Source organism: Erwinia sp. V71, from assembly GCF_965644245.1.
Lineage (GTDB): Bacteria > Pseudomonadota > Gammaproteobacteria > Enterobacterales > Enterobacteriaceae > Erwinia.
In genome coordinates, this window is record NZ_CBFFRK010000021.1 from 1 (window position 1) to 25,265 (window position 25,265).

At 57.5% G+C, this 25,265-nt stretch carries 31 protein-coding genes; 28 read left to right on the plus strand and 3 right to left on the minus strand.

The genetic code is table 11. The features are described 5' to 3' along the window. The first annotated feature begins 164 nt into the window (after positions 1-164). From ACSZO1_RS07140 to ACSZO1_RS07215, 16 genes are all read left to right on the plus strand, one after another. Positions 165-890 carry a PFL_4669 family integrating conjugative element protein gene (locus ACSZO1_RS07140; protein ID WP_437610947.1) on the plus strand — a complete coding sequence of 242 codons (726 nt, stop codon included), beginning with the start codon at positions 165-167 and terminating at the stop codon, positions 888-890. Between the two features lies 1 nt (position 891). Then, complete coding sequence (locus ACSZO1_RS07145) at positions 892-1,446, plus strand: hypothetical protein (RefSeq protein ID WP_114262941.1); 555 nt, start codon at positions 892-894, stop codon at positions 1,444-1,446. Between the two features lie 15 nt (positions 1,447-1,461). Beyond that, positions 1,462-3,471 carry a DNA topoisomerase III gene (locus ACSZO1_RS07150; RefSeq protein WP_437610949.1) on the plus strand — a complete coding sequence of 670 codons (2,010 nt, stop codon included), beginning with the start codon at positions 1,462-1,464 and terminating at the stop codon, positions 3,469-3,471. 635 nt (positions 3,472-4,106) lie between these two features. Further along, entirely contained in the window at positions 4,107-4,577 is a 471-nt protein-coding gene (locus tag ACSZO1_RS07155) for an STY4534 family ICE replication protein (protein ID WP_016807974.1), read from the plus strand. A 60-nt stretch (positions 4,578-4,637) separates the two neighbouring features. Then, positions 4,638-5,174 carry a single-stranded DNA-binding protein gene (locus ACSZO1_RS07160; RefSeq protein WP_437610952.1) on the plus strand — a complete coding sequence of 179 codons (537 nt, stop codon included), beginning with the start codon at positions 4,638-4,640 and terminating at the stop codon, positions 5,172-5,174. A gap of 64 nt (positions 5,175-5,238) precedes the next feature. Beyond that, positions 5,239-5,481, plus strand: a complete 243-nt coding sequence (locus tag ACSZO1_RS07165; protein ID WP_437610954.1) for a DUF4160 domain-containing protein — start codon at positions 5,239-5,241, stop codon at positions 5,479-5,481. Further along, positions 5,465-5,713 carry a DUF2442 domain-containing protein gene (locus ACSZO1_RS07170; protein ID WP_437610956.1) on the plus strand — a complete coding sequence of 83 codons (249 nt, stop codon included), beginning with the start codon at positions 5,465-5,467 and terminating at the stop codon, positions 5,711-5,713. The genes ACSZO1_RS07165 and ACSZO1_RS07170 overlap by 17 nt, the downstream gene beginning before the upstream one ends. Before the next feature lie 136 nt (positions 5,714-5,849). Beyond that, positions 5,850-6,515, plus strand: a complete 666-nt coding sequence (locus ACSZO1_RS07175) for a PilL N-terminal domain-containing protein (protein WP_437610958.1) — start codon at positions 5,850-5,852, stop codon at positions 6,513-6,515. Further along, on the plus strand, positions 6,512-7,264 hold the full coding sequence (locus ACSZO1_RS07180) for a hypothetical protein (protein WP_437610960.1): 753 nt from the start codon (positions 6,512-6,514) through the stop codon (positions 7,262-7,264). Before ACSZO1_RS07175 ends, ACSZO1_RS07180 begins: the two co-directional genes overlap by 4 nt. 11 nt (positions 7,265-7,275) lie before the next feature. After that, the gene (locus ACSZO1_RS07185) at positions 7,276-7,995 is read left to right on the plus strand and encodes a TIGR03759 family integrating conjugative element protein (RefSeq protein WP_437610961.1); all 720 of its coding nucleotides are present in this window, start codon (positions 7,276-7,278) and stop codon (positions 7,993-7,995) included. Beyond that, positions 7,974-8,609, plus strand: a complete 636-nt coding sequence (locus tag ACSZO1_RS07190) for a lytic transglycosylase domain-containing protein (RefSeq protein WP_437610963.1) — start codon at positions 7,974-7,976, stop codon at positions 8,607-8,609. Before ACSZO1_RS07185 ends, ACSZO1_RS07190 begins: the two co-directional genes overlap by 22 nt. Positions 8,610-8,614: 5 nt before the next feature. Beyond that, the gene (locus ACSZO1_RS07195; RefSeq protein WP_437610965.1) at positions 8,615-9,136 is read left to right on the plus strand and encodes an integrating conjugative element protein; all 522 of its coding nucleotides are present in this window, start codon (positions 8,615-8,617) and stop codon (positions 9,134-9,136) included. Then, a complete protein-coding gene (locus ACSZO1_RS07200) occupies positions 9,136-9,708 on the plus strand; it encodes a restriction endonuclease (RefSeq protein ID WP_437610967.1) in 573 nt (190 codons plus the stop codon). Before ACSZO1_RS07195 ends, ACSZO1_RS07200 begins: the two co-directional genes overlap by 1 nt. 10 nt (positions 9,709-9,718) lie before the next feature. After that, a complete protein-coding gene (locus tag ACSZO1_RS07205) occupies positions 9,719-10,207 on the plus strand; it encodes a hypothetical protein (RefSeq protein WP_437610969.1) in 489 nt (162 codons plus the stop codon). After that, entirely contained in the window at positions 10,200-12,299 is a 2,100-nt protein-coding gene (gene traD, locus ACSZO1_RS07210; RefSeq protein ID WP_032608291.1) for a type IV conjugative transfer system coupling protein TraD, read from the plus strand. Before ACSZO1_RS07205 ends, traD begins: the two co-directional genes overlap by 8 nt. Beyond that, complete coding sequence (locus ACSZO1_RS07215) at positions 12,292-13,050, plus strand: TIGR03747 family integrating conjugative element membrane protein (protein ID WP_437610971.1); 759 nt, start codon at positions 12,292-12,294, stop codon at positions 13,048-13,050. The genes traD and ACSZO1_RS07215 overlap by 8 nt, the downstream gene beginning before the upstream one ends. Before the next feature lie 261 nt (positions 13,051-13,311). On the opposite strand, the gene ACSZO1_RS07220 is transcribed toward ACSZO1_RS07215, so the two are convergent. Both ACSZO1_RS07220 and ACSZO1_RS07225 read right to left on the minus strand, forming a co-directional pair. Continuing rightward, a complete protein-coding gene (locus tag ACSZO1_RS07220; protein ID WP_023102539.1) occupies positions 13,312-14,322 on the minus strand; it encodes an IS110 family transposase in 1,011 nt (336 codons plus the stop codon). Between the two features lie 20 nt (positions 14,323-14,342). Further along, on the minus strand, positions 14,343-14,714 hold the full coding sequence (locus ACSZO1_RS07225) for a winged helix-turn-helix transcriptional regulator (protein ID WP_023102540.1): 372 nt from the start codon (positions 14,712-14,714) through the stop codon (positions 14,343-14,345). 83 nt (positions 14,715-14,797) lie between these two features. On the opposite strand from ACSZO1_RS07225, the gene ACSZO1_RS07230 reads away from it, so the two are divergent. Further along, positions 14,798-15,583, plus strand: coding sequence for an NAD(P)H-dependent oxidoreductase (locus tag ACSZO1_RS07230; protein ID WP_437610974.1), 786 nt, complete (start codon positions 14,798-14,800; stop codon positions 15,581-15,583). A 170-nt stretch (positions 15,584-15,753) separates the two neighbouring features. Here the strand turns inward: ACSZO1_RS07230 and ACSZO1_RS07235 are convergent, their stop codons facing one another. Next, positions 15,754-16,101, minus strand: a complete 348-nt coding sequence (locus tag ACSZO1_RS07235) for an FxLYD domain-containing protein (RefSeq protein WP_437610976.1) — start codon at positions 16,099-16,101, stop codon at positions 15,754-15,756. Positions 16,102-16,285: 184 nt separating this feature from the next. On the opposite strand from ACSZO1_RS07235, the gene ACSZO1_RS07240 reads away from it, so the two are divergent. From ACSZO1_RS07240 to ACSZO1_RS07290, 11 genes are read left to right on the plus strand one after another with little or no spacing between them, the layout of a single operon-like run. Then, positions 16,286-16,633 (plus strand): RAQPRD family integrative conjugative element protein, encoded by a 348-nt coding sequence (locus ACSZO1_RS07240; RefSeq protein ID WP_437610978.1) that lies wholly within the window; start codon positions 16,286-16,288, stop codon positions 16,631-16,633. Next, positions 16,633-16,875, plus strand: coding sequence for a TIGR03758 family integrating conjugative element protein (locus tag ACSZO1_RS07245; protein ID WP_003029734.1), 243 nt, complete (start codon positions 16,633-16,635; stop codon positions 16,873-16,875). Before ACSZO1_RS07240 ends, ACSZO1_RS07245 begins: the two co-directional genes overlap by 1 nt. Positions 16,876-16,910: 35 nt before the next feature. Continuing rightward, complete coding sequence (locus ACSZO1_RS07250) at positions 16,911-17,297, plus strand: TIGR03745 family integrating conjugative element membrane protein (protein WP_006785968.1); 387 nt, start codon at positions 16,911-16,913, stop codon at positions 17,295-17,297. 12 nt (positions 17,298-17,309) lie between these two features. Continuing rightward, the gene (locus ACSZO1_RS07255; RefSeq protein ID WP_437610982.1) at positions 17,310-17,666 is read left to right on the plus strand and encodes a TIGR03750 family conjugal transfer protein; all 357 of its coding nucleotides are present in this window, start codon (positions 17,310-17,312) and stop codon (positions 17,664-17,666) included. Continuing rightward, positions 17,663-18,322, plus strand: a complete 660-nt coding sequence (locus tag ACSZO1_RS07260; RefSeq protein ID WP_437610984.1) for a PFL_4703 family integrating conjugative element protein — start codon at positions 17,663-17,665, stop codon at positions 18,320-18,322. Before ACSZO1_RS07255 ends, ACSZO1_RS07260 begins: the two co-directional genes overlap by 4 nt. Next, positions 18,322-19,272, plus strand: coding sequence for a TIGR03749 family integrating conjugative element protein (locus ACSZO1_RS07265; protein WP_016151318.1), 951 nt, complete (start codon positions 18,322-18,324; stop codon positions 19,270-19,272). The genes ACSZO1_RS07260 and ACSZO1_RS07265 overlap by 1 nt, the downstream gene beginning before the upstream one ends. Continuing rightward, complete coding sequence (locus ACSZO1_RS07270; protein ID WP_437610986.1) at positions 19,262-20,764, plus strand: TIGR03752 family integrating conjugative element protein; 1,503 nt, start codon at positions 19,262-19,264, stop codon at positions 20,762-20,764. The genes ACSZO1_RS07265 and ACSZO1_RS07270 overlap by 11 nt, the downstream gene beginning before the upstream one ends. Positions 20,765-20,774: 10 nt before the next feature. After that, entirely contained in the window at positions 20,775-21,143 is a 369-nt protein-coding gene (locus tag ACSZO1_RS07275) for a hypothetical protein (RefSeq protein ID WP_016151320.1), read from the plus strand. Then, positions 21,143-21,553, plus strand: a complete 411-nt coding sequence (locus ACSZO1_RS07280) for a TIGR03751 family conjugal transfer lipoprotein (protein ID WP_437610988.1) — start codon at positions 21,143-21,145, stop codon at positions 21,551-21,553. The genes ACSZO1_RS07275 and ACSZO1_RS07280 overlap by 1 nt, the downstream gene beginning before the upstream one ends. Continuing rightward, the gene (locus ACSZO1_RS07285; protein WP_437610990.1) at positions 21,553-24,411 is read left to right on the plus strand and encodes a conjugative transfer ATPase; all 2,859 of its coding nucleotides are present in this window, start codon (positions 21,553-21,555) and stop codon (positions 24,409-24,411) included. Before ACSZO1_RS07280 ends, ACSZO1_RS07285 begins: the two co-directional genes overlap by 1 nt. Beyond that, the gene (locus tag ACSZO1_RS07290; RefSeq protein ID WP_016808254.1) at positions 24,408-24,785 is read left to right on the plus strand and encodes a hypothetical protein; all 378 of its coding nucleotides are present in this window, start codon (positions 24,408-24,410) and stop codon (positions 24,783-24,785) included. Before ACSZO1_RS07285 ends, ACSZO1_RS07290 begins: the two co-directional genes overlap by 4 nt. Positions 24,786-25,265: the final 480 nt, after the last annotated feature.

Sequence of the window (25,265 nt, forward strand, 5' to 3'; positions counted from 1 at the left end):
TCCCGGCTGATCGAAGAGATGCGAAACTGTGATCGAACTTCGATGCCAATCCGTGATCGTTCAGAGCGGAATACGCACTGGTTTTAAGTTGTTCATATACCCCTCTCGCCCGGACTATCTCAAGCGTGTCAAAACTCATTACCCACTAAAGAGAGGCGTTAGACATGTCTGATGGTAAAACAAAGGGCGGAACAACCGCTTCACGAGCGGGGGCCCTACAGTCCTCTGTTAATATCCTGCTCCATACACATTATGCAATCCGGCTTTGGGAGGGCAGGAAACGTGATGCTCCGGACGAGACAGGGGTGAAAAAAAAGAGGCCTGAAATAATCAGCATGCCGCAAGCCATTGCGCGAGCTGGTAATGCTTCCCGAGACTCAGCGGCAGATAATCCCTATGCCGATATGGTTCTGGTACGGCTCGAAGAAGCCCTGCAACGAGCAACACTTAAAATTAATGAAAACGTCAGTTCACTGGATGCCATATTGTCAGCCGTACCCAAAGGGGTAACGCTCTCGGAAGTTGAATCAGCCGATCCGTTAAATGTCAGCGTTTTCAGCCGTTCACCGTTAGGATACCGGTGCGTATGGCTTCTGGTTGGATATGATCAGTTAGCAATGAAAGCTTTCCAGGCTTTTCATTACGGACTGATTTCGCGTTCGCAACGTGACGCTATCCTGGACAATGGTGGCCATGCTGTTCGTCAGGTCTATGGCGTGATTCAGCCTTACCGAACACTTGCAGTGACTCGCCGTGATATTGCAGAAAAAACCACGCAAGGGCTTGTTGCCATTGAGCGAAATGGCGAACCTGATCCGGATGTGTTAAGCGGTAAAAAACGTTCTTCGTTCTCACCTCCGCTTAAAAACATCATAGCAGAGGAGGAATGATATGATTCGCCCTGTGTTCCTCCTCACCTCCTTCTTTTTACTGAGCGGATGCGCAACAACGGACTGGGCTGCGATTAATAAACAGGTCAGCGATACCGCTGCGAACCTGACAAAAACGTTAGGCGGCAACGATAGCGGAGAAAGTGGTGGGATGCCGCTGATGAGCCCGGCGGGGCAACAGGCCATGCAGTCCGTCGATAAAACGTTCTCCGTGCCGGTCGATGTGGATACCGCGGCGGCCCGCCTGAAGCGCCATTACAAATTTATCTCCACACAGGAGCTTGAGGCACTGCGGCAGGCCACAAATGACGGGGACTGGAAAGCGGCGGCTGAAGATGATGCGCATCCCGTCTGGGACGCCATGCCGGGCAGCTACTACAAAATGGGCTCCGACTGGAACGGACGTGATCACCTGGATATCGAAATCGAGAAAAACGGGTCCGGCAGCAGGCTCTATGTTGTCTATCGCTCATCATCATCACAGCGTCTGGCCGGGTCCGGCGTCACTAAGCTGATGAATGATGTCCGTGCTGTTGCGGCGGGTGAAAAACGCTGATGCGGGAGGCAACACATGCAACTCTTTCTGTGTGAAAAACCCTCCCAGGCAAAGGATATTGCCCGCGTGCTGGGTATCAGCAAGCGTGAGCAGGGATTTATCAGCGGCGGTAACATCGTTGTGACCTGGGCGGTCGGCCATTTACTCGAAACTGCCAGCCCTGAAGCCTATGGTGAGCAGTATGGCAGGCCATGGCGTGCCGATGTTCTGCCTGTGCTGCCTGAGGCCTGGAAAATGGTCGTCAAAGAGCAGACAAAATCGCAGTTCACCGTTATCAGTAAGCTGCTCAAAAAGGCGTCTGAGGTGGTCATCGCAACCGATGCCGACCGCGAGGGCGAGGTGATAGCGCGTGAGCTGCTGGAATACTGCCGCTACAGTGGCGCGGTACGCCGGCTCTGGTTGTCAGCCCTGGATGAGGCCAGTGTGAAGGAAGCACTGGGCAATATTCTTCCCGGGGAAAAAACAGCCCTGCTGTATGATGCCGGCAAGGGCCGGAGCCAGGCTGACTGGCTCATCGGTATGAACCTGACCCGACTTTATACCCTCAAAGCCCGTGACTCAGGAGTGTCAGAAGTGCTGTCCGTCGGGCGGGTACAGACGCCGACGCTTGCCATGGTGGTTAACCGGGATAATGAAATCACGTCCTTCGTGCCAAAGCCCTGGTGGCAGGTACATGCGCTTATTGAAAAAGAGGGCGTCCGGTTCCGGGCTGGCTGGGTGCCCGTTGAGCAGTACTGTGACGAGGAAAAGCGTTGTATCAATCCTCAGGCAGCCCGGGCGGTGGGACAGCTTTGTCAGCAGCAGGGCAGGGCTACGGTACTGGAGGTGACACAGAAGCGGGAGAAAACGGCTGCGCCGCTCTGTTTTGACCTGGGCACCCTTCAGCAGGTTTGTTCCCGAAAATTCGGCATGGGCGCAAATGATGTGCTCGCCATTGCTCAGTCACTTTACGAAACCCATAAAGCGACCACCTATCCCCGGACAGACTGCGGTTTCCTTCCAAATTCGATGCAGCAGGAAATACCCGACGTTCTGGCGGCAGTGGCAAAATCCGATCCCGCTGTGGCCCCGGTACTGAATCAGCTGGACAGGCAGTTTGTCTCGCGTGTCTGGAATGACAAGAAAATCACCGCGCACCATGCCATCATTCCCACCCGACAGGCATTTGATTTGTCGCGCCTCAGCGCCGATGAGCTGAAGGTCTACCAGCTGATTCGCCAGCATTATTTCGCCCAGTTCCTTCCGCTGCAGGAATCTGACGTGACGGAGGCGTCTTTCAATATCGGTGGCCAGCTGTTCCGTACACGCGGGAAAGTCGGTGTGGTGACGGGCTGGAAGTCATTGTTCCAGGCTGAAAAAGATGACGATGAAGAGGACGCCGATGGTGACAGTATGGCGCTGCCGGCGCTGGCAAAAGGGGATATTTGCGCTGTCACCGGTGCTGAGGTTAAGGATATGAAAACCAGTCCGCCTAAACCGTTCACGGAGGGGACGCTGATTGCTGCCATGAAGAACGCGGCCAGTTTCGTCAGTGACCCGAAGCTGAAGAAAGTGCTGCGTGATAACGCCGGTCTGGGCACAGAGGCGACGCGTGCGGGCGTACTCGAAACCCTCTTCAAACGACACTATCTGGAGAAAAAAGGGAAGCACATCCACTCAACGCAGATGGCCCGGGAGCTGATTGCGGCCCTGCCGGAAACGCTGACGAGCCCGGGCATGACCGCATTATGGGAGCAGGCACTGGATGATATTTCGCAGGGGAAAATGTCGCTTGCGGTCTTTATGCAAAAGCAGCTGCAGTGGACCCGTCACCTTGTCGAAAAAGGCCGCCAGGACAGTGTGAAAATCACCGCTCCCGTCACGCCTCCCTGCCCGTTATGCAAAGGGCCCACACGTAAACGTAAAGGTAAAAATGGTGATTTCTGGGGGTGCATACGCTATCCGGACTGTGAGGGAATTATCAGTACAGGTAAGAAGAAAGCAGCGAAGCGTAAAAAAACATCGGTTAAGGCTAAAACAGAATAATCCGCGCAGTATTGAACTATTTCACTGTACAACCCCGGGGCGGGTTCTGCTATTGTTGCCAGGCTTTGATGCATAGGTGCCCCGCTGGCCACGGTGCTGTAAGGTAAACTTTAACGGGATTTACCCGCAGCAGGCCTGGCAGGAAGTTATTGCACACTAACTGACCTGTAAGACGCATGCACTCCGTGAAAACCGCGTCGGGATTATTCCCCGGAGACAGATGAGACGACCGCAGGTTAAGGCACTGACCCCAGGGCACCGGAAACGGTGCCCTTTTATTTTTACGGATCACGTTTTCCATTTTGACCGTTGACATTCCGGGAGGACGGTTTAATTATAAAAGTGCTAAACCGTCGTTCATACGACCACCAATGATTCAGTAGCCTGTGAGAATCGCCTTCGGGTGGCTACAGCGAAAGCTCCTGTAACCTGAAAGGGAGCAAACTTTGGTACATCTGCGCACCTTTGAAAGCAGATATCGCCTGTACAAGCGCATTACGACGCGGCGATGAAGGTTCCTTCAACATACCAGACTCTCAGGATTCAACCGATCCTGACCCCCGACGGGAAACCACTCCCGTCAGGGCAGATGGTTTCTCCGTCGTACCTATTTTTACCTCCATGGAGAAAACATCATGTCTGCAAACAATACTTCTGCATCTGCAAAATCTGAGTACTTCAACCTGACTATCAAAGGCATCGGGTATCTCAGCAACATCCGCCAGGTTAACCATCAGAATGGCTCGTTCCTCAGCTGCGTAATCAATGCACTGAGCGGTCCGACTGACAATCCGGCCTACGTCCGTTTTGACATTTCTGTCGCAGGTAAAGAGGCTACCAGCCTTATCGCCCGCTGCCAGAAAGCCGTCGATGAAGACAAAAAAGTCCTGCTGGGCTTTAACCTGAGTAATCCGTCCACGGACATATTTACGCTGAACAAGGGCGAGCATGCCGGCGAACAGCGTGTCAGTCTGAAAGCCCGCCTGATAAAGGTGGACTGGATCAAAATAGGCCAGGACATGGTCTACAAGACTGAAAAATCTGACTCCGTGCCGCCGCAGAATGGCTCTGCCGCACAACAAAACTACGCAGAAAACTCATTCTGATGCGCACCTGACACACCCCGTTCGCGGGGTGTTTCTTTATTCTTTACAGGAGAAATGATTATGTCCTCACGCGGCGTTAACAAGGTTATTCTTGTCGGAAACCTCGGCCAGGATCCTGAAGTTCGATATATTCCCAACGGCAGTGCAGTTGCCACCCTTTCTCTGGCCACGTCTGAGAGCTGGCGCGATAAGCAGTCCGGCGAACAGAAAGAAGTGACCGAATGGCACCGGGTGGTTATTTTCGGCAAGCTGGCAGAAATTGCGGGTGAATATCTGCGTAAAGGCTCCCAGGTTTACATCGAGGGCCAGCTGCGCACTCGCAAATGGACCGATCAGGCTAGCCAGGATAAATACACCACAGAGGTGGTGGTCAATATTGGTGGCACCATGCAGATGCTTGGCGGTCGGCAGTCCGGCAGCGGTCAGAATACGTCTTCCCGTAATGACTGGGGCCAGCCTCAGCAACCTTCCGGACCGACTCACAGTGGCCAGGCTTCCGGCAGCAGTGCCGGTGCGCCGCCGATGGACTTCGATGACGATATACCGTTCATTGGATTCGGGTATGGAGTACCAAAATCGGCAATCCATGCACTCTGAGCAGCCTTTATGACAGTTGCTCTGAACTTACACATAATCCGGTCAGCATTTAAGGATAACTGACATGCCTGTTATACTGAGGATCAACGGTTTCCGGTTCTTTTTTTATTCTAATGAAGGTCACCCGCTCGAACCTGCACACATTCACGTAATGAAAGCAGGTAGTGAAGCCAAATTCTGGTTAACGCCATCAGTGGCACTGGCCAGTAACGATGGGTTTAATTCACGGGTATTAAAAGAACTGACGGGGATCGTTGAAGATAACCAAGCATTGTTTCTGGAGGCCTGGAATGACTATTTCAGCTAAACGGGTCAGCTTCGATGAGGCCACGATGTGGGTTGAACTCAACGACGCCCGTACCATCGGTGTGCCGCTGGCATGGTTTCCACGCCTGTTGCATGCTTCAACTGAACAGCTTAACAGCTATGAACTGAGTCCCCGTGGTATCCACTGGGACGCGCTGGACGAAGACATTTCTATTGCGGGTTTGCTTGAAGGCCGCGGCGATGTGACCCCTCGTCCCCATAAAGTAGCCTGACAGCGCGCTATTAGTGAAAAACGCTGGCTTTTGCCGGCGTTTTTTTTCATCAACGGAAAATCAGTTGTTAATTGAGTGAAACCGGACCGATTCCGCACAGTGAGGGCTGTTTTATCACTGTACAGGAAAATTCCGGATGAAACGTAACACCTCTCACAACATATTTTCACCAGGCAGGCTTGCCACTGTTCTTCCCCTGCTGCTCCTTGCGGGCTGTGTTTCCCAGCCGCAAAAGTTGCAGCAACGTGCTCCTGCGGACCCGGCACCCGGCACCACCGTCACCCGCAACGTTCAGCCGGTCTCTCCGGACGAGTATGCGCGGACGCCGGAAGTGGTGCGCTACGATCGTTATCTGCTGGTCAGTACCGATCCGCAGGCGGCCCAGCGTGACCCTCTCTCGCAGATTATTGATATTCGCATCCCGTCATCCCTGCATCCTACTGTGGCGGATGCGCTGCGTTACTCCCTGCGCCAGTCCGGTTATTCCCTGTGCGCGACCGGCTCTGGCAACGGCGTGCTTTACCGCCAGGCATTGCCGGCAGTCCAGTACCAGCTGGGTCCGATGCGCCTGCGTACTGCCCTGCAGGTCCTTGCCGGTCCGGCCTGGCAGCTTGAGGTGGATGATGTACAGCGTGTGGTCTGCCACAGCCTGCGCGACGGCTACCAGCTGCCGGTCTCCCAGCTTCCGCCGCCGGTCAGCAGCTGGTCCACGCCTGCGCCGTCAGCCGTGTCACAACCGGCCATCAGCGCCCCTCAGTCAGTACCGGTTAAACCTGTCAGCGGAGGGTTTCTGAGAAAATGAGCGAACAGCAACCATTCCATACTGACCCCGCGCCGGCCCGTAAAAGATTCAGCTGGCATCCACGCCGCCGCCTCATCTGGGGCGCTGCCGGCGGTGTGGCGCTCGCCGGCATTCTGGCGCTGGGCTACACCGCCTTCAGTCTGGGCATATCGAACCTTGATGAACGCCTTACACGCCTTGAATCTCAGGGCAGTACAGCGGCCACTGTTGAGACAGTCGCGGCCCTGCAGTCAGATGTGACCACACTCAGAGCGGGTCTGCAGGAAACCCGGAAAACACTGGGTGAGATGCAGCAGGAGCTGAGCGCAGCAGCGAAACAGGCCGGTAGCGACGAAGCCGTGCGTCAGTCATTGCGAACTCTTCAGGAGGCACAGCAGGGGCTGGAAACCCGCCTGAGTGCGCTGACTGAGCAGTTGACAGCGCTGAAAACACACCCCGCACCCGCCGCACCTGTCGCCGCACCGGTCAAAAAAAACGTGCCTGCTGCAAAAAAGCCCCGTCCCGCTGACACACGTCGTGCTGCTCCGTCCCTTCGCATGGCCCGCAATGCGCCTTTTGTGCTGACGGGTGTGGAGAAGCGGGGGGCAGAGTCCTGGGCTGCCATCGCGCCCCGGGGCTACAGCAGCCTGTCGCAGGTGGCCCTGGTCGGAGAGGGCGAAACCGTTGCCGGCTGGACGCTGGTCAGTGCCGGTTATGGTGAGGCGACGTTTCGGGTTAACGGCCGCCTGACCGTGCTCAGGGCAGAATAACGGAGCGAATGATGAAACTGAAACATACCTTTTTAGCCGCCATGCTGCTAAGTCCGTTATCACAGGCGGCGCAGCAGACAACCATCGAGAACAGTCAGTCTATCTCTAGCCAGTTGCTACAGATTCAGGCCAACAAGATGACCGAGCAAGGGAAACAATGGGGCCTCAGTGGGGAAGAGTACCAGCGTTACGAGCAACTCATGGACGGGCCGCGCGGGACGCAGTCCCCGGGGCTCGATCCGCTGACGGCGCTCGGTATCGAGGCCAAAAGCGATGCCGAACGCAAGAAGTATGCGGAGCAGTGGGTGCGTCAGGAGTTTGCCCGCACCGAAAAAGAGCTGAAGTTCCAGCGTGCAGTCGATGCGGCCTGGCAGCGCCTGTATCCGGGCGCACTGCCGGTCAATATGGGGAACGCCTCCGGCGTGGCGCACGACAGCGGCGGCCGGCTGGCGCTGTTCGTCAGGTCAGAGGACTGCGCCACCTGCGACGCAAAACTATCTGCCGTGCTGGCTGACAACCGGCCGGTGGACATCTATCTGGTCGACAGCCAGGGCAGTGATGATGCGCTGCGCAGCTGGGCGCTTGACCATCACATTCCCGTGGAAAAGGTCCGCAAACGCCAGATCACGCTTAACCATGACGGCGGCCGGTGGATGCGCTTTGGTAACGGTCTGATGCCGGTTTTACTGCAGCAGGCGGGAGACGGTAAATGGGCAATCGCAGCATTCTGACCGGCGCGCTGGCGCTGGGCTTACTGATGGCGGCCGTCCCTGACGGCCATGCTGACCAGACGGTGCCGGAGGGTTACGTCCGCGTGGCCATGGCGCACGGCGTGCCCCCGGAAGCGCTTTACTCGGTCTCACTGAGCGAGTCTTCGCGCAAACTTCCCCGCGGCGTGCGTCCATGGCCCTGGACCATCAATGTGGCAGGCAAAGGGTATCGCTATGAGACGCGTCTGCAGGCCTGGCAGGCGCTGCAGGTCTTTATGAAGCGTCACTCGCTTAAGCGCATCGATGTCGGTATTGCCCAGGTCAATCTGGGCTGGAACGGTCATCATTTTGCCTCGACGTGGGATGCGTTTGACCCTTACACCAACCTGAACGCCGCCGCCACCATTCTGCGTGAGTGCTGGGCGCGTAAGCCCGGCAGCTGGCTGGATGCGGCCGGCTGCTACCACCATCCCGCAGGTGGTCAGCCTGCTGCACGTTACCGCGCCATTGTGAGAGGGCATCTGGCAAAAATCAGCCCTGCACCCCGCATTTCTGCGCCGGCAGCTGAAGCGCCCCGTTCGGTTGCTGCGCTCACCCCCGATCCAGGCTTCGTCTGGACTGAACCCGGGAGATAACCCTGATGAAAACGCTGTCCTTACTGCTGTTTACCCTCCTTCCCCTGACCGGCCATGCTGAACTGAACGTGATTGCTGATCTGGGCGGTGAAGATGCTGCGCCGTATTTTGAGGCCGTTAATAAACAGCCCGGTATGAGCACGGGAAACGACACCACATCTTCACCCCCGTCACCCGTGCTGCAGGGCGAGGCCGCCATGCTGCCGGTATTCACGCCGGAGTTGCGCCCGGGCAGCATTGCCGACCGGCCGCTGCAGCTGCCCGGCATCGGGGCGTTGTTTCTGGTCGGGGATGATGCCCTGTCCCGTGACTGGCTGAAGGCTAATGCCGGTGAGCTGGATGAACAGCATGCGGCCGGGATGATAGTCAACGTAACGGACATGGCTGCCGTGCGTGAGCTGCGCGAACTGGCACCCGGTGTCAGCCTGGCCCCGGCTTCCGGGAGCGAGCTGGCCCGTCGCCTGCAGATTGAGCATTATCCGGTACTCATCACCGATACCGGCCTGACGCAGCAGGTTAAGCCGTAATGAGCGCGCCAGATATCAACGGTCTGCTGATGGCACACCCTTATGGGGCGGTCATGCTGATCGTCCTTTTCCTGGTGGTGATGGCCTTTCTGAACCTGCGCTGGCGTGAGAAAGCCAGCACACGCCGTCACCGGCGATACCGGGCAACGGCGGGGCGGATACTGAATAAGCTTAACAGCCTGCCGGGAGACGGGCAGCGCCTGACTTATCTGCGCAAAATCAGCCCCTATGTCTTTGAAGAGCTGTTGCTGTCTGCCTTTGAACGTCAGGGGCTGACCGTGGTGCGTAATGCCTCTTACAGCGGTGACGGCGGCCTTGATGGCCAGGTCATCATCGACGGCGAGCACTGGCTTATCCAGGCCAAACGGTACAGCCGTGCTGTTTCCCCCGCACATGTTGAGGACTTTGACCGGCTTCTCCTGCAGACCGGCCGCCGCGGTCTGTTTGTCCACACGGGCCGTACCGGGAAGATGAGCCGCGCCATTCGCACGACATCACCGCGCCTGCGCATCATCAGCGGGCAACGCCTGCTGACCATTCTTGCCGGGCAGGACGTCCGGCAGTATCTCTGAGGAATCATTTATGCACATCATCCTGAACAGCCTGCGCTGCGCTTTGTGGCTTATGTTCTGTTTATTCCGTCATGCCGTTTTCGTGCCTGCGGCTTTCGGCGGTGTCTGCCTGCTCGCCTGGCTTGTTTTCGGCCATCCGGTCAGTGATCTGAACGACCAGTTGCAGAAGGAGGCAACGGCATGGCGCACCGCGCCGCCCGGACATTACATGTGGGAGGAATGCCCGGTGCCTGATAATGCGGCTCCGCCTGAGGCAAAGCCGGCAGCCTGTACCGTCACTGCCGTCTCCACAGAAACCGCGGCGAACAATTACCTGCTGTCATTGCGGGCCGTATGGATCATTTTTTTCATCCTGTCGAATGTTCTGTATGTGCTCTGGCGCTTACTGGCGGATGCCCTGCGTTACCACTCCCTTTCCTGCAGGGAAGCCGGTGCCGGGAGGGGAACGTATATCCGTATGGCCGACGGTAAAATTATAAAGGAGGCAGACGATGAGTAACCGTTACGTCATTGAGGCCCTGCTGCGTCCGGCCGTTGAGCTGAATACCGCCGTGGTATCGGGCATGGCGGCGTATGTCTGTGTGCAGGCACCCTGGGCTGTCGCCCTGGCTCCGTCTGTCAGCTATGTCACCGCAGCCGGGTTTGCGGCGCTGGCCGTCACCCGCACGCATCAGGGGATGAAGATTATTCGTTACCGCCGGAATCTCCGCCGTCTGCCGCGCTATGTCATGAGCACTAAACAGATCCCCGTCAGTCATCGTCGCCTGTTTCTCGGCCGGGGGTTCCGCTGGACGCAGAAACACACCCAGCGCCTGCAGGATACGCTGCGCCCTGAAGTGGCCCGTTACCTGCAGCCAAACCGCTTTTACCTGGGGGCGCGTCAGCTCGAAATGATGACAGAGCACCGTCTGCCCTGGCTGGGCAAGCTGCTGAGCGCCGATACGCCGCTGAACCCGGTGCGGCCATTACCACCGGTGGGCGGGAATCCGGCGCTGCACGGCATCGAGCCCGATGAAAAAGACGTCACCCTGGCCCTGGGGGAGCGCGTTGGCCATACGGTGGTGTACGGCACCACGCGCGTCGGTAAGACCCGGCTGGCAGAGCTGCTGGTCACCCAGGATATCCGGCGGGGTGAAGTCACCATCGTGTTTGATCCGAAAGGCGACGCAGACCTGATGAAACGCGTCTGGGCAGAGGCCCACCGGGCCGGGCGCGGGGATGAGCTGTATATCTTTCATCTCGGCTGGCCTGAAATTTCAGCCCGTTATAATGCCGTCGGGCGTTTTGGTCGCGTGTCAGAGGTGGCGTCCCGCGTGGCCGGTCAGCTGTCGGGTGAGGGGAACAGCGCGGCATTCCGTGAATTTGCCTGGCGGTTCGTCAACATCATCGCCCGTGCGCTGGTCGCCCTGGGTGAACGCCCTGACTACACGCTGATTATGCGCTACGTGAACAATATCGCCGATCTCTATATCCGCTATGCGGAAAAAATCATCCAGGCGCAGCTGCCGGCCCTGCAGACGCAGATTGAGAATAATCAGCAGGTGCTGGGAGAGGACGACGTGCCCCGCAACATGCAGGGGCAGCCGGATGCGTTACGCATCTGGGCCATTGAGGTTGCGCTGAGTTCAGAGGAAGGTAAGAAGCTCTATGATCCCATTCTCGACGGGCTACGTTCAGCGGTACGTTATGACCGTACTTATTTTGACAAAATCGTGGCATCGCTGCTGCCGCTGCTGGAAAAACTGACCACCGGCAAGACCGCCGAGCTGCTGTCGCCGGATTATCAGGATATTGACGACACGCGGCCGATTTTTGACTGGGAGCAAATCATCCGTAAAAAGGCCGTGGTGTATGTGGGGCTCGATGCGCTCAGTGACAGTGAAGTGGCGAGCGCGGTCGGTAACTCCATGTTCGCCGATCTGGTGAGTGTGGCCGGGCACATTTATAAACACGGTATCAATGCGGGCCTGCCGGGCGGGAAAGAAGGGAAGTCCCTGATTAACCTGCACTGCGATGAGTTTAACGAGCTGATGGGGGATGAGTTTATTCCTCTCATCAACAAAGGGGGCGGTGCCGGCATGCAGGTGACGGCCTATACCCAGACGTCTTCTGATATCGAGGCACGCATCGGGAATGCGGCCAAGACGGCCCAGGTACAGGGTAACTTTAACAACCTGATTATGCTGCGCGTCAGGGAGAACCGCACCGCCGAACTGCTGACCACGCAGCTGCCGCAGGTGGAGATTTACACCAAAACGCTGGTCTCCGGGCACCAGGACACGGCCGATGTCAATGCAGACCAGGACTTCACCTCAAGCACCCAGGACCGCGTCGGGACGGTAAAAGTCCCGCTACTGGAGCCGGCCGATATCGTGACGCTGCCAAAAGGGCAGGCGTTTGCCCTGCTGGAAGGCGGGCAACTGTGGAAAATCCGCATGCCGCTGCCTGCCGGGGATGCTGATGATGTGCTGATGCCGGAAAGTATTGAGAAAATCGCGGAGGAGATGCGGCGCAGCTATCACAGCGGCGAATCCTGGTGGCGGGACGGTCCGGCCCTGAACGTGCCGGTCACAGGAGGGGCGAATGGCTGAGGTAAAACGTCCCCCACAGCAGCAGACGCTGCCGGAACGCAAGCACGGCATTCTGTATAATCTGCTCTGGGGCTGGCCATGGGCCCTGGTGGGCGTGGTGCTGTCCTCGCTGCTGCTGAGCCTGCTGATTGAATATATCGGCATCGCCTTCTTCTGGCCGGAAGCCGGGGCGGCGCACAGTGAAGCGGTCATGAACACCGAGCTGGGGTGGCTGTCCACAGAGTTCACCCGCAGCCTGCTGCTGTCTGAACCATCGGTGACGGTTGTGCGCTGGGTGAGCACCGCCTATCAGTGGGCCTTTGTGGACAGTGGCTTCCTGGACTGGGTCCGGCAGCAGTATGCACACCAGATGCACAGTGACAATGCCGTCACCCGGGAAATCAACAGCTGGAGCGGCTGGCTTGCCGGCTACCTGCGTGAATACCTGCTGGCCACGGTGTGGATCAGCATTATCACCCTGGTACGCGTCACCATCCTGGTGCTGTCCGTGCCGTTGTTTGTGCTGGTCGTGGTGGTGGCGCTGGTTGAGGGGCTGGGGCGGCGTGATCTGCGGCGGTACGGCGCGGGGTATGAAAGTTCGTTTGTCTATCATCATGCCAAGAAGCTGGTCAAACCGGCCGCTGTGGTGCCCGCCATGCTGTACCTTTCCTGGCCCACGGCAGTCTACCCCAATCTGCTGTTGTTGCCGGCGGCTGTTCTGCTGGGGATCGCCGTAACGGTGACCACTGCGTCGTTCAAGAAGTATATATGAGCGCCTCCTGTTTGCCAGGCTTTGTACTTGATGACGGACAGGACGATTGCGGCTATATATCCGGTCTTTATGCAGCTGCGAAAGCGGCTGCTGACCCTAATGAAATCCGCTGACTCACGCCTCAATTACCTCTGCGAACCCGAAGTTCGATACTTTTTTCAGGCCTGGTGAGTCCCGGTCTGACCTGTTTTGCCATTACATACACTGCCTGCGCAACCTGTTGATGTTCTGCTTATACACTGTGATTTCGCAAGTAAGTGCTCAGTACAGAGCCGTTTCCTTCTGGTAGGGTCTGCCATGTGCCAGCACAGCCCATATGATTCGTGCCATTTTGTTGGCCAGCGCCACGGAGGCGACGTTCACCGGGCGCCGCTTCAGCAGGTCGGTGACCCAGGCCCCCGGCTCGCGGGCATTCTGTATGACGCTGTGCGCACCGTTGATCAGCAGCTTGCGCAGGTATTTATCGCCTCGCTTGCTGATCCCCAGCAACTGAATCTTCCCGCCGGTTCCGGTTTGCCTCGGGACGAGGCCCACCCAGGCGGCAAACTCCCGACCTGAACGGAATGCGTCCGCGCTACCCATTGACGCGACCGCAGCAGTGGCGGTCAGGAAGCCCACGCCGGGAATGGCACTGACCGCTTTTACGCTGGGGTCATCTCTGCTCAGCTCGCGTATCCGCCGTTCAATGTCAGCAATCCGACCATCCGTTCTTTCAACTTCACCCAGTTGTTCACGCAGGCTTTCTATGAGCACTGCCGGTAAGCGTCCGGACAGGCGGGCAAGAATATCGGGGACATTTTTAATGAGGCTGGCACGCCCTGTACGCATCACCTCGCCATATTCTGCAAGTAAACCGTGTAAAGCGTTGGTCTGCATCAGCCGGAATTTCAGTAACTGCGAACGTATCCGGTGCAGGGCAAGCATGGCCTGTTGATCCTCCGTCTTCACCGCAACGGCTTTGCCCGGTTGCTGCACGGCTCGCCAGATTGCCTGAGCATCTGCCGTATCATTCTTGTTACGGATATTGAAGGCCTTGACGAATTCGCCCGGCATCAGTTTCACCTGATGGCCGAGTCTGCTCAACTGCCGGGCCCAGTGATGTGCGCCGCCACAGGCTTCCATGCCAATAAGGCAGGGTGAACGATTGGTGAAAAACTCAATAAATTTCGCGCGCTTGATCGCCTTACTAAAAATTTCTCCAGTATTCATATCCACGTAGTGAACCTGCATCACGTTCTTGGCAATGTCGACACCGACTGGCATGAGTTTCATTTTTGTCTCCTCCTGCATGGTTAAAAACGGTCGTTTTCCAGATCGTATTTGCTCCTCGCTGCGTCAAGTTCAGGGAAATTTAGCTCTGCCCAGCGGTCAAGAGCTTTGAGTGTGCTGACAAGTGACTCAGCCACCCCAGTCAGGCTGTATTCCACGCAGGCGGGTTTTTCACCGTAGTCGACTCTGGACACCAGTCCATGTCGTTCGAGCTGTCGCAGCGTCTGGGTAAGAACTTTTTGTGAGATGCCCTCTATTTTTCTCATCAATTCTCCGTTGCGAATCGGGCCCTCTTCCAGGGCAGGGAGTATGAGCATTACCCATTTGCCCGAGATAAGCGCCAGCGCATCCCGGGCTGAACACTTGGATGAGTAAACGTTTCCTGGATATGCCATGGGTGGTTACCTCAAGGTGCGTAATTGAAGGAAAAAATAAAAGAAAACACTATAACGATGAACAGTCGTTACGGAGGATCATTATGAATGTACTGATTATCACTGCTCATCCTGAAGCAGACTCATTTAACTCATATCTCGCATCTAAAGCCGCCAGAATATTTGAAAAACAGGGCTCACTCGTTCATTCAGTCAATTTATACAGTGAAAATTTCGAACCGTGTGAGGGGCAAATTTTTTACCCTGACAGGCAGGACGTTGAAAGGTTTGACGCCCTGCGGGAGCAAAGGCACCACTGGAACGCGCATAAGCTGCCCGAAGATGTTACGAGACATATTGAATTACTGAAAAATTCGGACCTGTTACTGCTGCATTTTCCCTTCTGGTGGTTCGGTATGCCTGCAATCCTGAAAGGCTGGATGGACCGGGTATTTGTTTACGGCGGGATTTATGACAGCAGCCACCGTCATGAAAATGGTGTGATGAAGGGTAAACGGGCTTTACTGACAGTATCCGCCGGTGCTTCTGCAAATGCCTGCGCGTATAACGGACGTGATGGCGACATGCGTTTAATGTTATGGCCACCTATACATGCCCTTCACTATATAGGTTACACGATGCTCGAACCTTACCTGATCCATGGTGTTCGCGGTGGCCTTGATGGATTAGCGAAAGAAAAGCAGCAGCAGTTTCTCAATGAAAAAGTAAAAGACTTCGAAAGCAGGCTTATGAATCTCAATGAATGGCCCATTATCCCCTTCAACAGAGAAGAGGATTTCAATGATGATAAGACATTAAAACCTCAGGCACCTGAATTCAGCCCGTTCGTTCGACACCATCCGGATAAATGGAACGCTGATTCATTTTGAAAGGTAACTGACTTCGGCCTGTCAGCTCCACACTACCGCCTCACCTTAAGAGAAGGAGGCGCTCATTTCATTATCTTTAAATCAGGGCTGGACGGAGGCGTGCAAAACTTGTTTTGCGCGCCTGCCGTCAGCAGACAAGCCATGAAACGACCGTTACTGGCGCGTCAGTGTCAGTTATTAAATACCGTCAGTTCTGTCACTTTGAAGCTGTCTGGCTTGTTGGTTATGCTGTCGTAGGGGGCCTGTAGCTTCCATTGCTGACCCGGCTCCAGATTTTCAGCCATCGCTGCCGTATTTCCTATTGCTGCCCCATTCTGAAGCAAGTTGAATTTGACAATTACAGTCTTCACAGGCCCACCTGACACGTTTGTTCCCGTGCCTTCAATTTGCTGCAAACCATTTGCTGCTGTGGCGAAATGCAGGTCTGAAAGCTGGACTTTGCCATTACCGTCGGCCGCAAGAACAGGGCCGGTAATCAGTGCAGTGATTAACGTGGCCTTCAGAACAGTCTTCATCATTTTCATTTTCCCTCTGTTTACCGTTGAGTTTTCTTAATATCACAATGAACCTTTATTTACAGCTAAACCTGCCACCGGCACAGACCTGCAATTAATTTTGAAATTCCTGTTTAGGGTTTATCGCTGACCCGACGCTCCCTCTTCCGCATCCTGTCCGCACCCCTTAATCCTTCTGGAGGTGCGTATGAACTCAACTCGTCCGGCCATGCGGCGCAACCGTCGTGTCCCGGGCATCACTGGCCTGGTATTGCTGACCTTTCTGGCATCAGCTGCTGCACAGGCATCCGAGAAAGACGAGCTTGCGTCTGTTCAGCGTCAGCTGGACCAGGTTCAGGCGTCGCTTGAACGGGCCCGCGTGGCGGCTGCACAGGCCGACCCGGCTGACCGTGGCCGCTTTTTCTTTGATTACCGTCAGGCCACATCCGATCTCAACACCATCCGCAGCGGCATTGACCGCTATCTGGAGCCCTCCCGCGCGCAACCGCGTGACCCGTCTTATGTGGCCGGTAATTACCGGCGGGAGCGGCCCTGATGCCCATGACATCCGAACAAACGAACGCGTTTAAAGCCGGCTCCGGCAGTCTTGATGTGAACATCCTTCATCTGCTCTGCATCGGGGCACTGCTGGCATTTCTTTTTTTATGGGCCGCGTGGGCGCTGTCGGATGTCTGGACCGGCTGGAGTAACACCAAAGTGCGGGACGCGGCCCTGGGGCGTTTTGCCGTCCGCACCGTGCTGCTGTTGCTTGTGTGTATCTGGATGTTTGCCAGTTAACCCGATTATGAACGTTAAGTCAGGAGATGAATTCCATGCACCATTCTGAGTCTGTTGTTGCCCGCCTGCGCCGTCTCGCCAGTCGTACGCTGACCCGCGCCGGTACGCTTGCCCTCCTGGGCTGGCTCACCTGCAAACCGGCCTTTGCGGACTTGCCAAGCGTTGAAGCGCCTGAATCCGGAGGCGGAAGCGGGCTGTCCGGACAAATCAAGGGCTACCTGCAGGACGGCATTGTTATCGGGGGGCTGGTCGTGGCGGCCGTTGCCTTTATCAACGTTGCCATTGCCGCCCTGCACACCTTCACCGAAGTCCGCAATGAGAAAGCCACCTGGACCAAATTCGGGGCCATTGTGGTGGTGGGTGTGGTGCTGCTGGTTGCCGTTATCTGGCTGCTCGGCAAGTCTGCCGACATTCTGTTGTAGGAGCCTGCGACGATGCAGACCATTCGTTTTTTACCTGACCGTCTCAACAGTGAGCCCGTGGTGTTTCGCGGGTTTACCACCCATGAGATGGGGCTGGCAGTCCTTGCCGGCGCGGGTGCGGGTCTGCTCCTGTCACTGCCGTTTATCCCGCTTGCCGGCTGGGTTGTCGTTCCCACCGGCCTGCTGGTCATGCCGCTGCTGCTCGTCTGGTTCGGCGGCCGCTGGATGGCCAGGCTCAAGCGCGGTAAGCCCGAGAACTGGCTCTGGCAGCGACTGGAGACGAAAAAACGCCGGCTGGGGATGGGCAATCCGAAACTGATTGTGGATGCCCGGGGCTGGTCAGTGAAACGTAACAGGAGAGCCTCATGAGCCGTTTTATCCATGCGGTAAAAGACCGTGACCAGCATATTCAGACGCTGCGCATCGCCTGCGCCGTACTCGCCTTTTTCCTTTTATTCACCTGTGCCGGCTGGATGCTGGCACCCAGCAAGCTGACCGTGCATAACCCGCCGGATTTACGTACCGGCAGCACGCGGCCCTGGTGGGAAGTGCCGCCCCCGACGGTCTACTCCTTTGCGTTCTACATTTTTCAGCAGCTCAATGCCTGGCCGAAAAACGGCGAGGTGGACTATTCCGCCAAAATTAATGCGCTGTCGCCGTATCTGACGCCGTCCTGTCAGGATTTCCTGAAAGCGGATGCAAAGAAACGCGGTGACGCCGGGGAGCTCACCGACCGCGTGCGCGTGGTGTATGAAGTGCCCGGTCGCGGTTACCAGTCACAGAGCGTGACCGTACAGGATCGCGATCACTGGATTGCCCGCCTGGACGTGGTCGCCGATGAATATTTCCATGCCGAGCCGGTCAAACGCGCCCTGGTGCGTTACCCGCTTAAAGTGGTGCGCTGGGAAGGTGATGCGGAGCGCAACCCGTTCGGGCTGGCGCTGGACTGTTATGCCGGTGTGCCCCAGCGTCTGGAGGCGGCACCGCCTGCACCTAAACCGGAGAAGTCAGGAGTGTTTCAGTGATGAGTAAAAACCCCCACTACCGCGCCGGGCTGATGGCGCTGTCCTTCGCCCTGCTGCCCCTGGCGACGCTGGTATCACGTCCTGCCGGCGCAGATGAGCTGATGAAATGGGAGCGTATTCCGCTGCAGATCCCCCTGAAGGTGGGGCAGGAGCGGGTGGTCTTTGTGGACAAAAACGTCCGCGTCGGTTTTCCGCCGGCGCTTAACGGCAAACTCCGGGTGCAGAGCACCGGGGGAGCCGTCTACCTGAAAGCCGACAGCGCCTTTCCGCAGACGCGGGTGCAGCTGCAGGATGTGGAAAGCGGCGAGGTTCTGCTGTTTGATATCGCCGCCGGTGAAAAAGGGCCGACTGAGCCGGTGCGGCTGGTCTACAGCGGTGATGTCAGCACGCTGAGTCATGCCGGCGATGCGGCCGGTCAGCCAGGTGGTGCAGACCGGGCTGCTTCCGGATCAGGCTCATCGGCTCCCACCGGCAGCGATGACGGTACTCAGGCAAAGCGTAAAAAAATCCGCTACAGCGCCCCCATCCCGGTGCTGCTGACCCGCTATGCCGCGCAGAGCCTTTATGCTCCGGCACGTACGGTCGAGGCGGTCCCGGGTATTCATCCGGTCAATCCTCATCTGCCCCGACGTGTCAGCACGCTGTATCCCTCTGAACCATTAACGGTCACGCCGCTGGCTGGCTGGGGCGTGGCAAACCGCAGCGTGGTGGCACTCAGGCTCACGAACACCGGCAGCCGTAAGGTCGTTCTGGATCCGCGCGCGCTGCAGGGACAGTTTGTGTCCGCCACCTTCCAGCACCGCTGGGTCGGTCCGGCCGGCACGCCGGAAGACACCACCACGGTGTATGTGGTGACCGCCGGTCGTCCGGAGAGCGCATTCATTGCTGAGCCGTCTGCACTGCGTAAAGCGACCCGCACGGTAAAACAGGAGGCCCGCCATGCAGATTAAATCTAATGCCCTGGTGAAGTTTATCGTGCCGGCCGTGGTGATTGCCGGGCTGGCCGTGGGGCTTAAAAGCTGCAAAAACGAACCGGCAGAGCCGTCCCAGGCAAAACAAAGCGGCGGCCCCCTGCATAATCTCTCGCCAGATGAACTGAGGGCGCTGGGTGTGGAAGGCGACACGCCGGAGGACACCCTGCGCACGCTCATCGGCCGGCTGAACGATGTGCGTGACCGCCAGAAAACGCTGGATAAGCAGAACGCGGATTTGGTGAAAGAAAACGAGCGGTTGCGCCGGCGCAATCAGGACGTTTCAGGACAGGTGAATGAGGCCGTTAATGGTCTGCGCGAGCAGTACGACAAGCGGCAGGCGCAGCTTCAGAACGAACAACTGAGCCTGACGGCGAAAATCCAGGAGCTGACCGACAAACTCAAAAAGCCTGACACCGAGAAAAAAACGGCGGACAGCGATATCCCGCTGGGGCTGGGCCTGGACGGCATGGGCAGCAGCACCGGCGGGGCGGCGTCTCAGGGCAGCGACGGCATGATGTGGGTCGCGCCGACGGACCAGAAAGAGACGGATCCGCGGGACGCGGCCAGCGGCAAGGCATCACCTCAGTTCCCGACTTCTTTTCTGGGTGAAAATGAGCTGACCCGACAGAAAGCGGCCTATGAGGAGAAAGTGAAGGGACGTACCAATGAAAAAGGGGCGGAAGAGAGCGCAGAGCCGGTTTACACGCTGCCGGAAAATTCCACGCTGGTCGGCAGCCGCGCCATGACGGCACTCCTTGGCCGGGTGCCCATTAACGGCACCGTGACCGATCCTTATCCGTTCAAGGTGCTTATCGGTAAGGATAACCTGACGGCAAACGGCATCGAACTGCCGGACGTCGAAGGGGCGATTGTTTCGGGGACGGCCAGCGGTGACTGGACGCTGTCCTGCGTGCGCGGGCAGGTTAACAGCGTCACCTTTGTCTTTTCCGACGGTACGGTGCGCACCCTCCCCAGACCCGACACCAGTAACAACGCCGGCGGGCAAAATAATAACGCTCAGGCTAAACAGGATACCGGCACCAGTGGCGGTATCGGCTGGATCTCGGATGAAAACGGGATCCCGTGCATTGGCGGCGAACGTAAGTCCAACGCCTCCACCTACCTGCCCACCATCTTTGGCCTGTCGGCTGCCGGTGCGGCGGGTGAAGCGATGAGCCAGGGACAGTACACCACGCAGAACAATGTGAATGGCATTTCCGCCACCATGACCGGCGACGCCGGACAGGCGGCGCTGGGGAAAGCCATTTCCGGCGGCATGTCGGAGACCACGGACTGGATCAAACAGCGTTACGGGATGACGTTTGATGCCATTTATGTGCCGCCCGGTGCCCGTCTCGCCGTGCATATCACCCGTCAGCTGGCCATTGATTATGAAGATAAGGGCCGTAAGGTGCGCTACGACTTTACCCTGCCGGGTGGCGTCAGTGACAACGGCGGACTGGACTGAGTACACGGCCATGGCGGGACAGATAACGTTTTTCCCTCTTTCATCCGTGTGCTGGACGTTTAGCGACGGGGCAGGCTGGCATATTGACGTGATCCCTGCGTCTTCTGCGGTTCTGTTGCTGCGACCCGTAGCGCTGTTGCCTGCCGGCGCACCTTTACTGCGCTGGCGCGATGGCCAGCTTTTACTGGATATCGGCAGGTTCTCCCTGCCGCTCAGTGCCCGGGAGTGTGCCGTTTCGTGGCGCAGCCCGAAAATCCCGCGCCGGCTTTACTGCCCGCGTATGACATTACGGGAGCTGGGGCACCTGCTGAATGTCAGTGCGTTCGTTTTTATCTGCGGCGGTTACGATCCGGCCGCCTCACAAAGGAGATACCGGTAATGTACAGAACGGTTTTCATTCTGGCCCTGAGCTGTGTAATGCTCAGCGGCTGCTCAACCTCCAAAGAGGAAATGCTGCCGGCGGGCGATAACACCATGCTTGAACTGTGGAACGGGGCGGACAGTGGCGGAAGTACTTCCCGCCAGTCTGCGGCGGCCCGCGACACGCTGCGACGGCCGCTTACGGGCAGCGAAACGCAGGCGGACGCGCAGGCCGACCGCAGCTACAGCCGTACTCAGGAAAGCGAAATCACCCAGCAGTTTCCCCGGCTGCCCAACCCCGACATGGTGATGTACCTGTATCCCCACCTGGCAGACGGTAACACGCCGGTGCCGGGTTACAGCACCGTGTTCCCGTTCTACAGCCAGACGCAGTATGCCATGCCTGGCGAGCGCACGGAGGCCCTGTAATGCTTTCACTGTTTACGCGTAATAAATCCACCGACCGGCAGACGCCGGTTGATGACGGCCAGTCCATTCAGGCAGATGAAACCCTGACCGCGGCCGTGAAGGGCCGGCAACCCCTGAAGCGCCCCGGGAAAATGACGCGCCAGGATGAGGAGAAGGTTTATCACGCCAATCCGTCCATCATTGACTTTTTGCCCTGGGCAGAATTTCTCGATGAAGAGCAGTGTCTCCTGCTTGATGACGGCGTGTCGGTGGGAGCCGTTTATGATGTGACACCGGTGGCGACCGAAGGGCGAACCGAAGAGCGCCTGGAGCAGATCCGGGACTCGGTTGAGGATGCACTTCAGGACAGCTTTGATGAACATGACGTGAATCCCTGGGTCGTGCAGTTCTTCTGCCAGGACGAGGACGACACTGACGCGTATCTTGACAGGCTGCGCGGGTATGTCAAACCACATGCACAGCGCACGGCGTTTACCGACGCCTGGCTGGGTGAAATGGAGCGCCATATTCGCAGTATCTCCCGGCCTGAGGGACTTTTTACTGACTCGCTGATTACCGGCCAGCCGTGGCGCGGGCAGCAGCGCCGCACCCGGATGGTTCTTTATCGCTGGCTTGGGAAAAGCCGGGATCCGATGCCGCCGGTGGCGATGCTCAATCAGGTGTGCGACCGGGTCGTTAATGCCCTGGGCGGGGCGGGGATCCGCTGCACCCGGCAGAACGGCCTGCAGGTGCATGGCTGGCTGCTGCGGCTGTTCAATCCGTCACCGGACTGGGTGGAGAAAACCACGCTCTATCGGCAGGCTGCTTACGCAGACCCGCGCGAGACACCTGAAGGCACCGTGCCGGTCAGCAATGATTTTGCCGAAACCCTGTGGTTCACGCCGCCGGTTTCAGACCCGGAAAACGGCGTGTGGTGGATTGACAACAAGCCGCACTGCGCGGTGGCGGTGGAAAAACTGCGTACACCGCCGGAGCCGGGCACCCTGACCGGCGAGAAAAGCCGGGGTGAGAAGAAAATTAATGCCCTGATGGATATGTTTCCGGAAGGGACCATGGTGTGCATGACCGTGGTGGTGCAGCCCCAGGACCGGCTTGAAGAGCAGTTTAACCGGCTGTCGAAAAATGCGGTCGGTGAGAATACCGAGTCGGGCCGCGTCCGCCAGGATGTGAAGACGGTAAAAGAGTATCTGGGCAACCGGCACAAGCTGTACCGGGCGGGGATCACTTTCCTGCTGCGCGGCGATGACATGACCAGCCTGAAGCGCAAGCGGCTGGAACTGTCCACCGTATTGCTAGGGGCCGGTTTGCAGCCGGTACGGCCGGAGTTTGAAGAAGGTCCGCTGAACAGCTGGCTGCGGGCGCTGCCGATGTGCTTTAACCCGGACAGCGACAAAAAACACTGGTATACCCGTCTGACATGGGTTCAGCACCTGGCAGGACTTTTGCCGGTAACCGGACGGGAAACCGGCACGGGGCACCCCGGCTTCAGCTTTTTCAACCGCGGCGGGGATACCCTGACATTCGATCCGCTCAACAAGCTCGACCGCACCCAGAACGCGCATCTGCTGTTGTTCGGCCCGACCGGGGCGGGCAAGTCGGCCACGCTGTGTGCCGCGCTCTCCCAGCTGATGGCCGTCCATCGTCCGCGGCTGTTTATTGCGGAGGCCGGGAATTCGTTCGGCCTGCTGGCCGACTTCTTTGACAGCCTCGGGCTGACGGTGAATAAAATCAGCGTCAAACCCGGGAGCGGCGTCAGTCTGCCGCCGTTTGCTGATGCTCACAAACTGGTGGAAGAAGGCCTGGCCGCCCAGGCCGTTGATGAGAGCGACCTGCCGGATATCGACACGGACGACGATGGCGAGGATGACAAGCGTGACGTTCTCGGTGAAATGGAAATCTCCGCGCGCATGATGATCACCGGCGGTGACCCGAAAGAAGAGGCTGACCTTAAGCGTGCCGACAGGGCGATGATACGTGAGGCGCTGCTGATGGCGGCACATGCCACGTATAAGGAAGGGCGGCAGATGCTGCCGTCTGACCTGCAGAAGGCGCTGTACGACATTGCCTCTGACAACGATGAGGGCGTCATCAATGTCCGCAATGCCCAGCGCAAGGCGAAAGCGGCGGAAATGGCGGAATCCCTGGGCATGTTCACTCAGGCCGGGAGCTTTGAAGCGGAGCTGTTCAACCGCGAAGGGGAGCTGTGGCCGGAAGCGGACGTGACGCTGGTCGACCTGGGGCATCTGGCGCGTGAGGGCTACGAGGCGCAGATGGCCCTGACCATGGTCTCGATGACCAACATGATTAACAACATCGCGGAGCGTGACCAGTTCCTGGGCCGGGATATTGTCTTCACGGTGGATGAGGCGCATATCGTGACGGTTAATCCGCTGCTGTCGCCGTACATGACCAAGGTGGTCAAGATGTGGCGTAAGCTCGGGGCCTGGTTGTGGCTGGCCACCCAGAATCTTAAGGATTACCCAGACATTGCCGAAAAGATGCTTAACATGGCGGAATGGTGGATTTGTCTGACCATGCCTCCGGAAGAGGTCAAAGATATCAGCCGTTTTCGCGCGCTCACGCCGGAGCAGGAGTCGGTGCTGATGTCCGCCAGTAAGCTATCGGGCTGTTACACCGAGGGCGTGGTACTGGCGAAACGGATCGAAGCGCTGTTTCGCGCCGTGCCACCCAGCCTCTTCCTGGCACTGGGCATGACGGAAAAAGAAGAGAAAGCCGAACGCCGGGCGCTGATGAATCAGTTTAACTGCAGCGAACTGGAGGCGGCAAAACGCGTCGCACTGAATCTGGACCGTCTGCGCGGTCTTACGGAGAAACAACAGGAGCCTGCCACGGTATGATGACACTGAAGTACCCTGAACCCACTATTCATGAGCACAGTGGCTCAGCCCTGTTCACCCTGTCGCCTCAGGGGGAGCCCGGTGTGCTCCCGGCGACCCATCAGCACCTGGTGAGGCTGCGGGCAATGCTCAGGCAGCGCCTGACCGGTCCGGTCAGAATGACCTGTCACCCGCACCGGGTGGGACTCAGCAGCAGCGTGGCCATCTATCTTGAGGGAAAGCTGAAGCAGGCGGTGAACATCCTTATCACCGTGACGGGACAGACGAGCTGGCCGCAGGAAGAGGAGTATGCGCATCCGCGCTGGTATATCACGGTGCCGGATTCGGCCGACCTGGCGTATCTGATGCTGTGGATTAACGGGCTGGACGTTTAAAACGAAAACTTGTCTTCACCAGGGGCATGATAACAAAAAGAACAGAATGCTTTTTTGATGCCGGCCGCTGGGGCCGGTTTTTTTATGACTGGCGAGTTTTAGTAAAACGGTAACGCGCGAGGTGTGGGATGAAAATAAAGTTTCCTCCTTGAAAATAGAGTTTCACCCTAAGCCAACGTGCGCTATGTTGATGATATCAACTAGGACGTTGGCTTTGTTATGGCTGGCACATTAAGACTCGAGATACGTCGAAAATTGGATAAATGTATTGCTAAGCAGTCAGGTTTCCCTATAGCTCGCCTTCGGAGTAGGAGAAACCATGAAGGATGCCGTCTGGTCCGCGAGTAAAAAGTGCTGCATTGTACGTAAGGTTAAGAATTGCTGTCATAGTGTATCTATTCAGTATGTGTATATATACAATAACGCAATTGCACAGACATATGCGGGGCGTTTTCATGCGATTCACTGACCTCAAAAGTG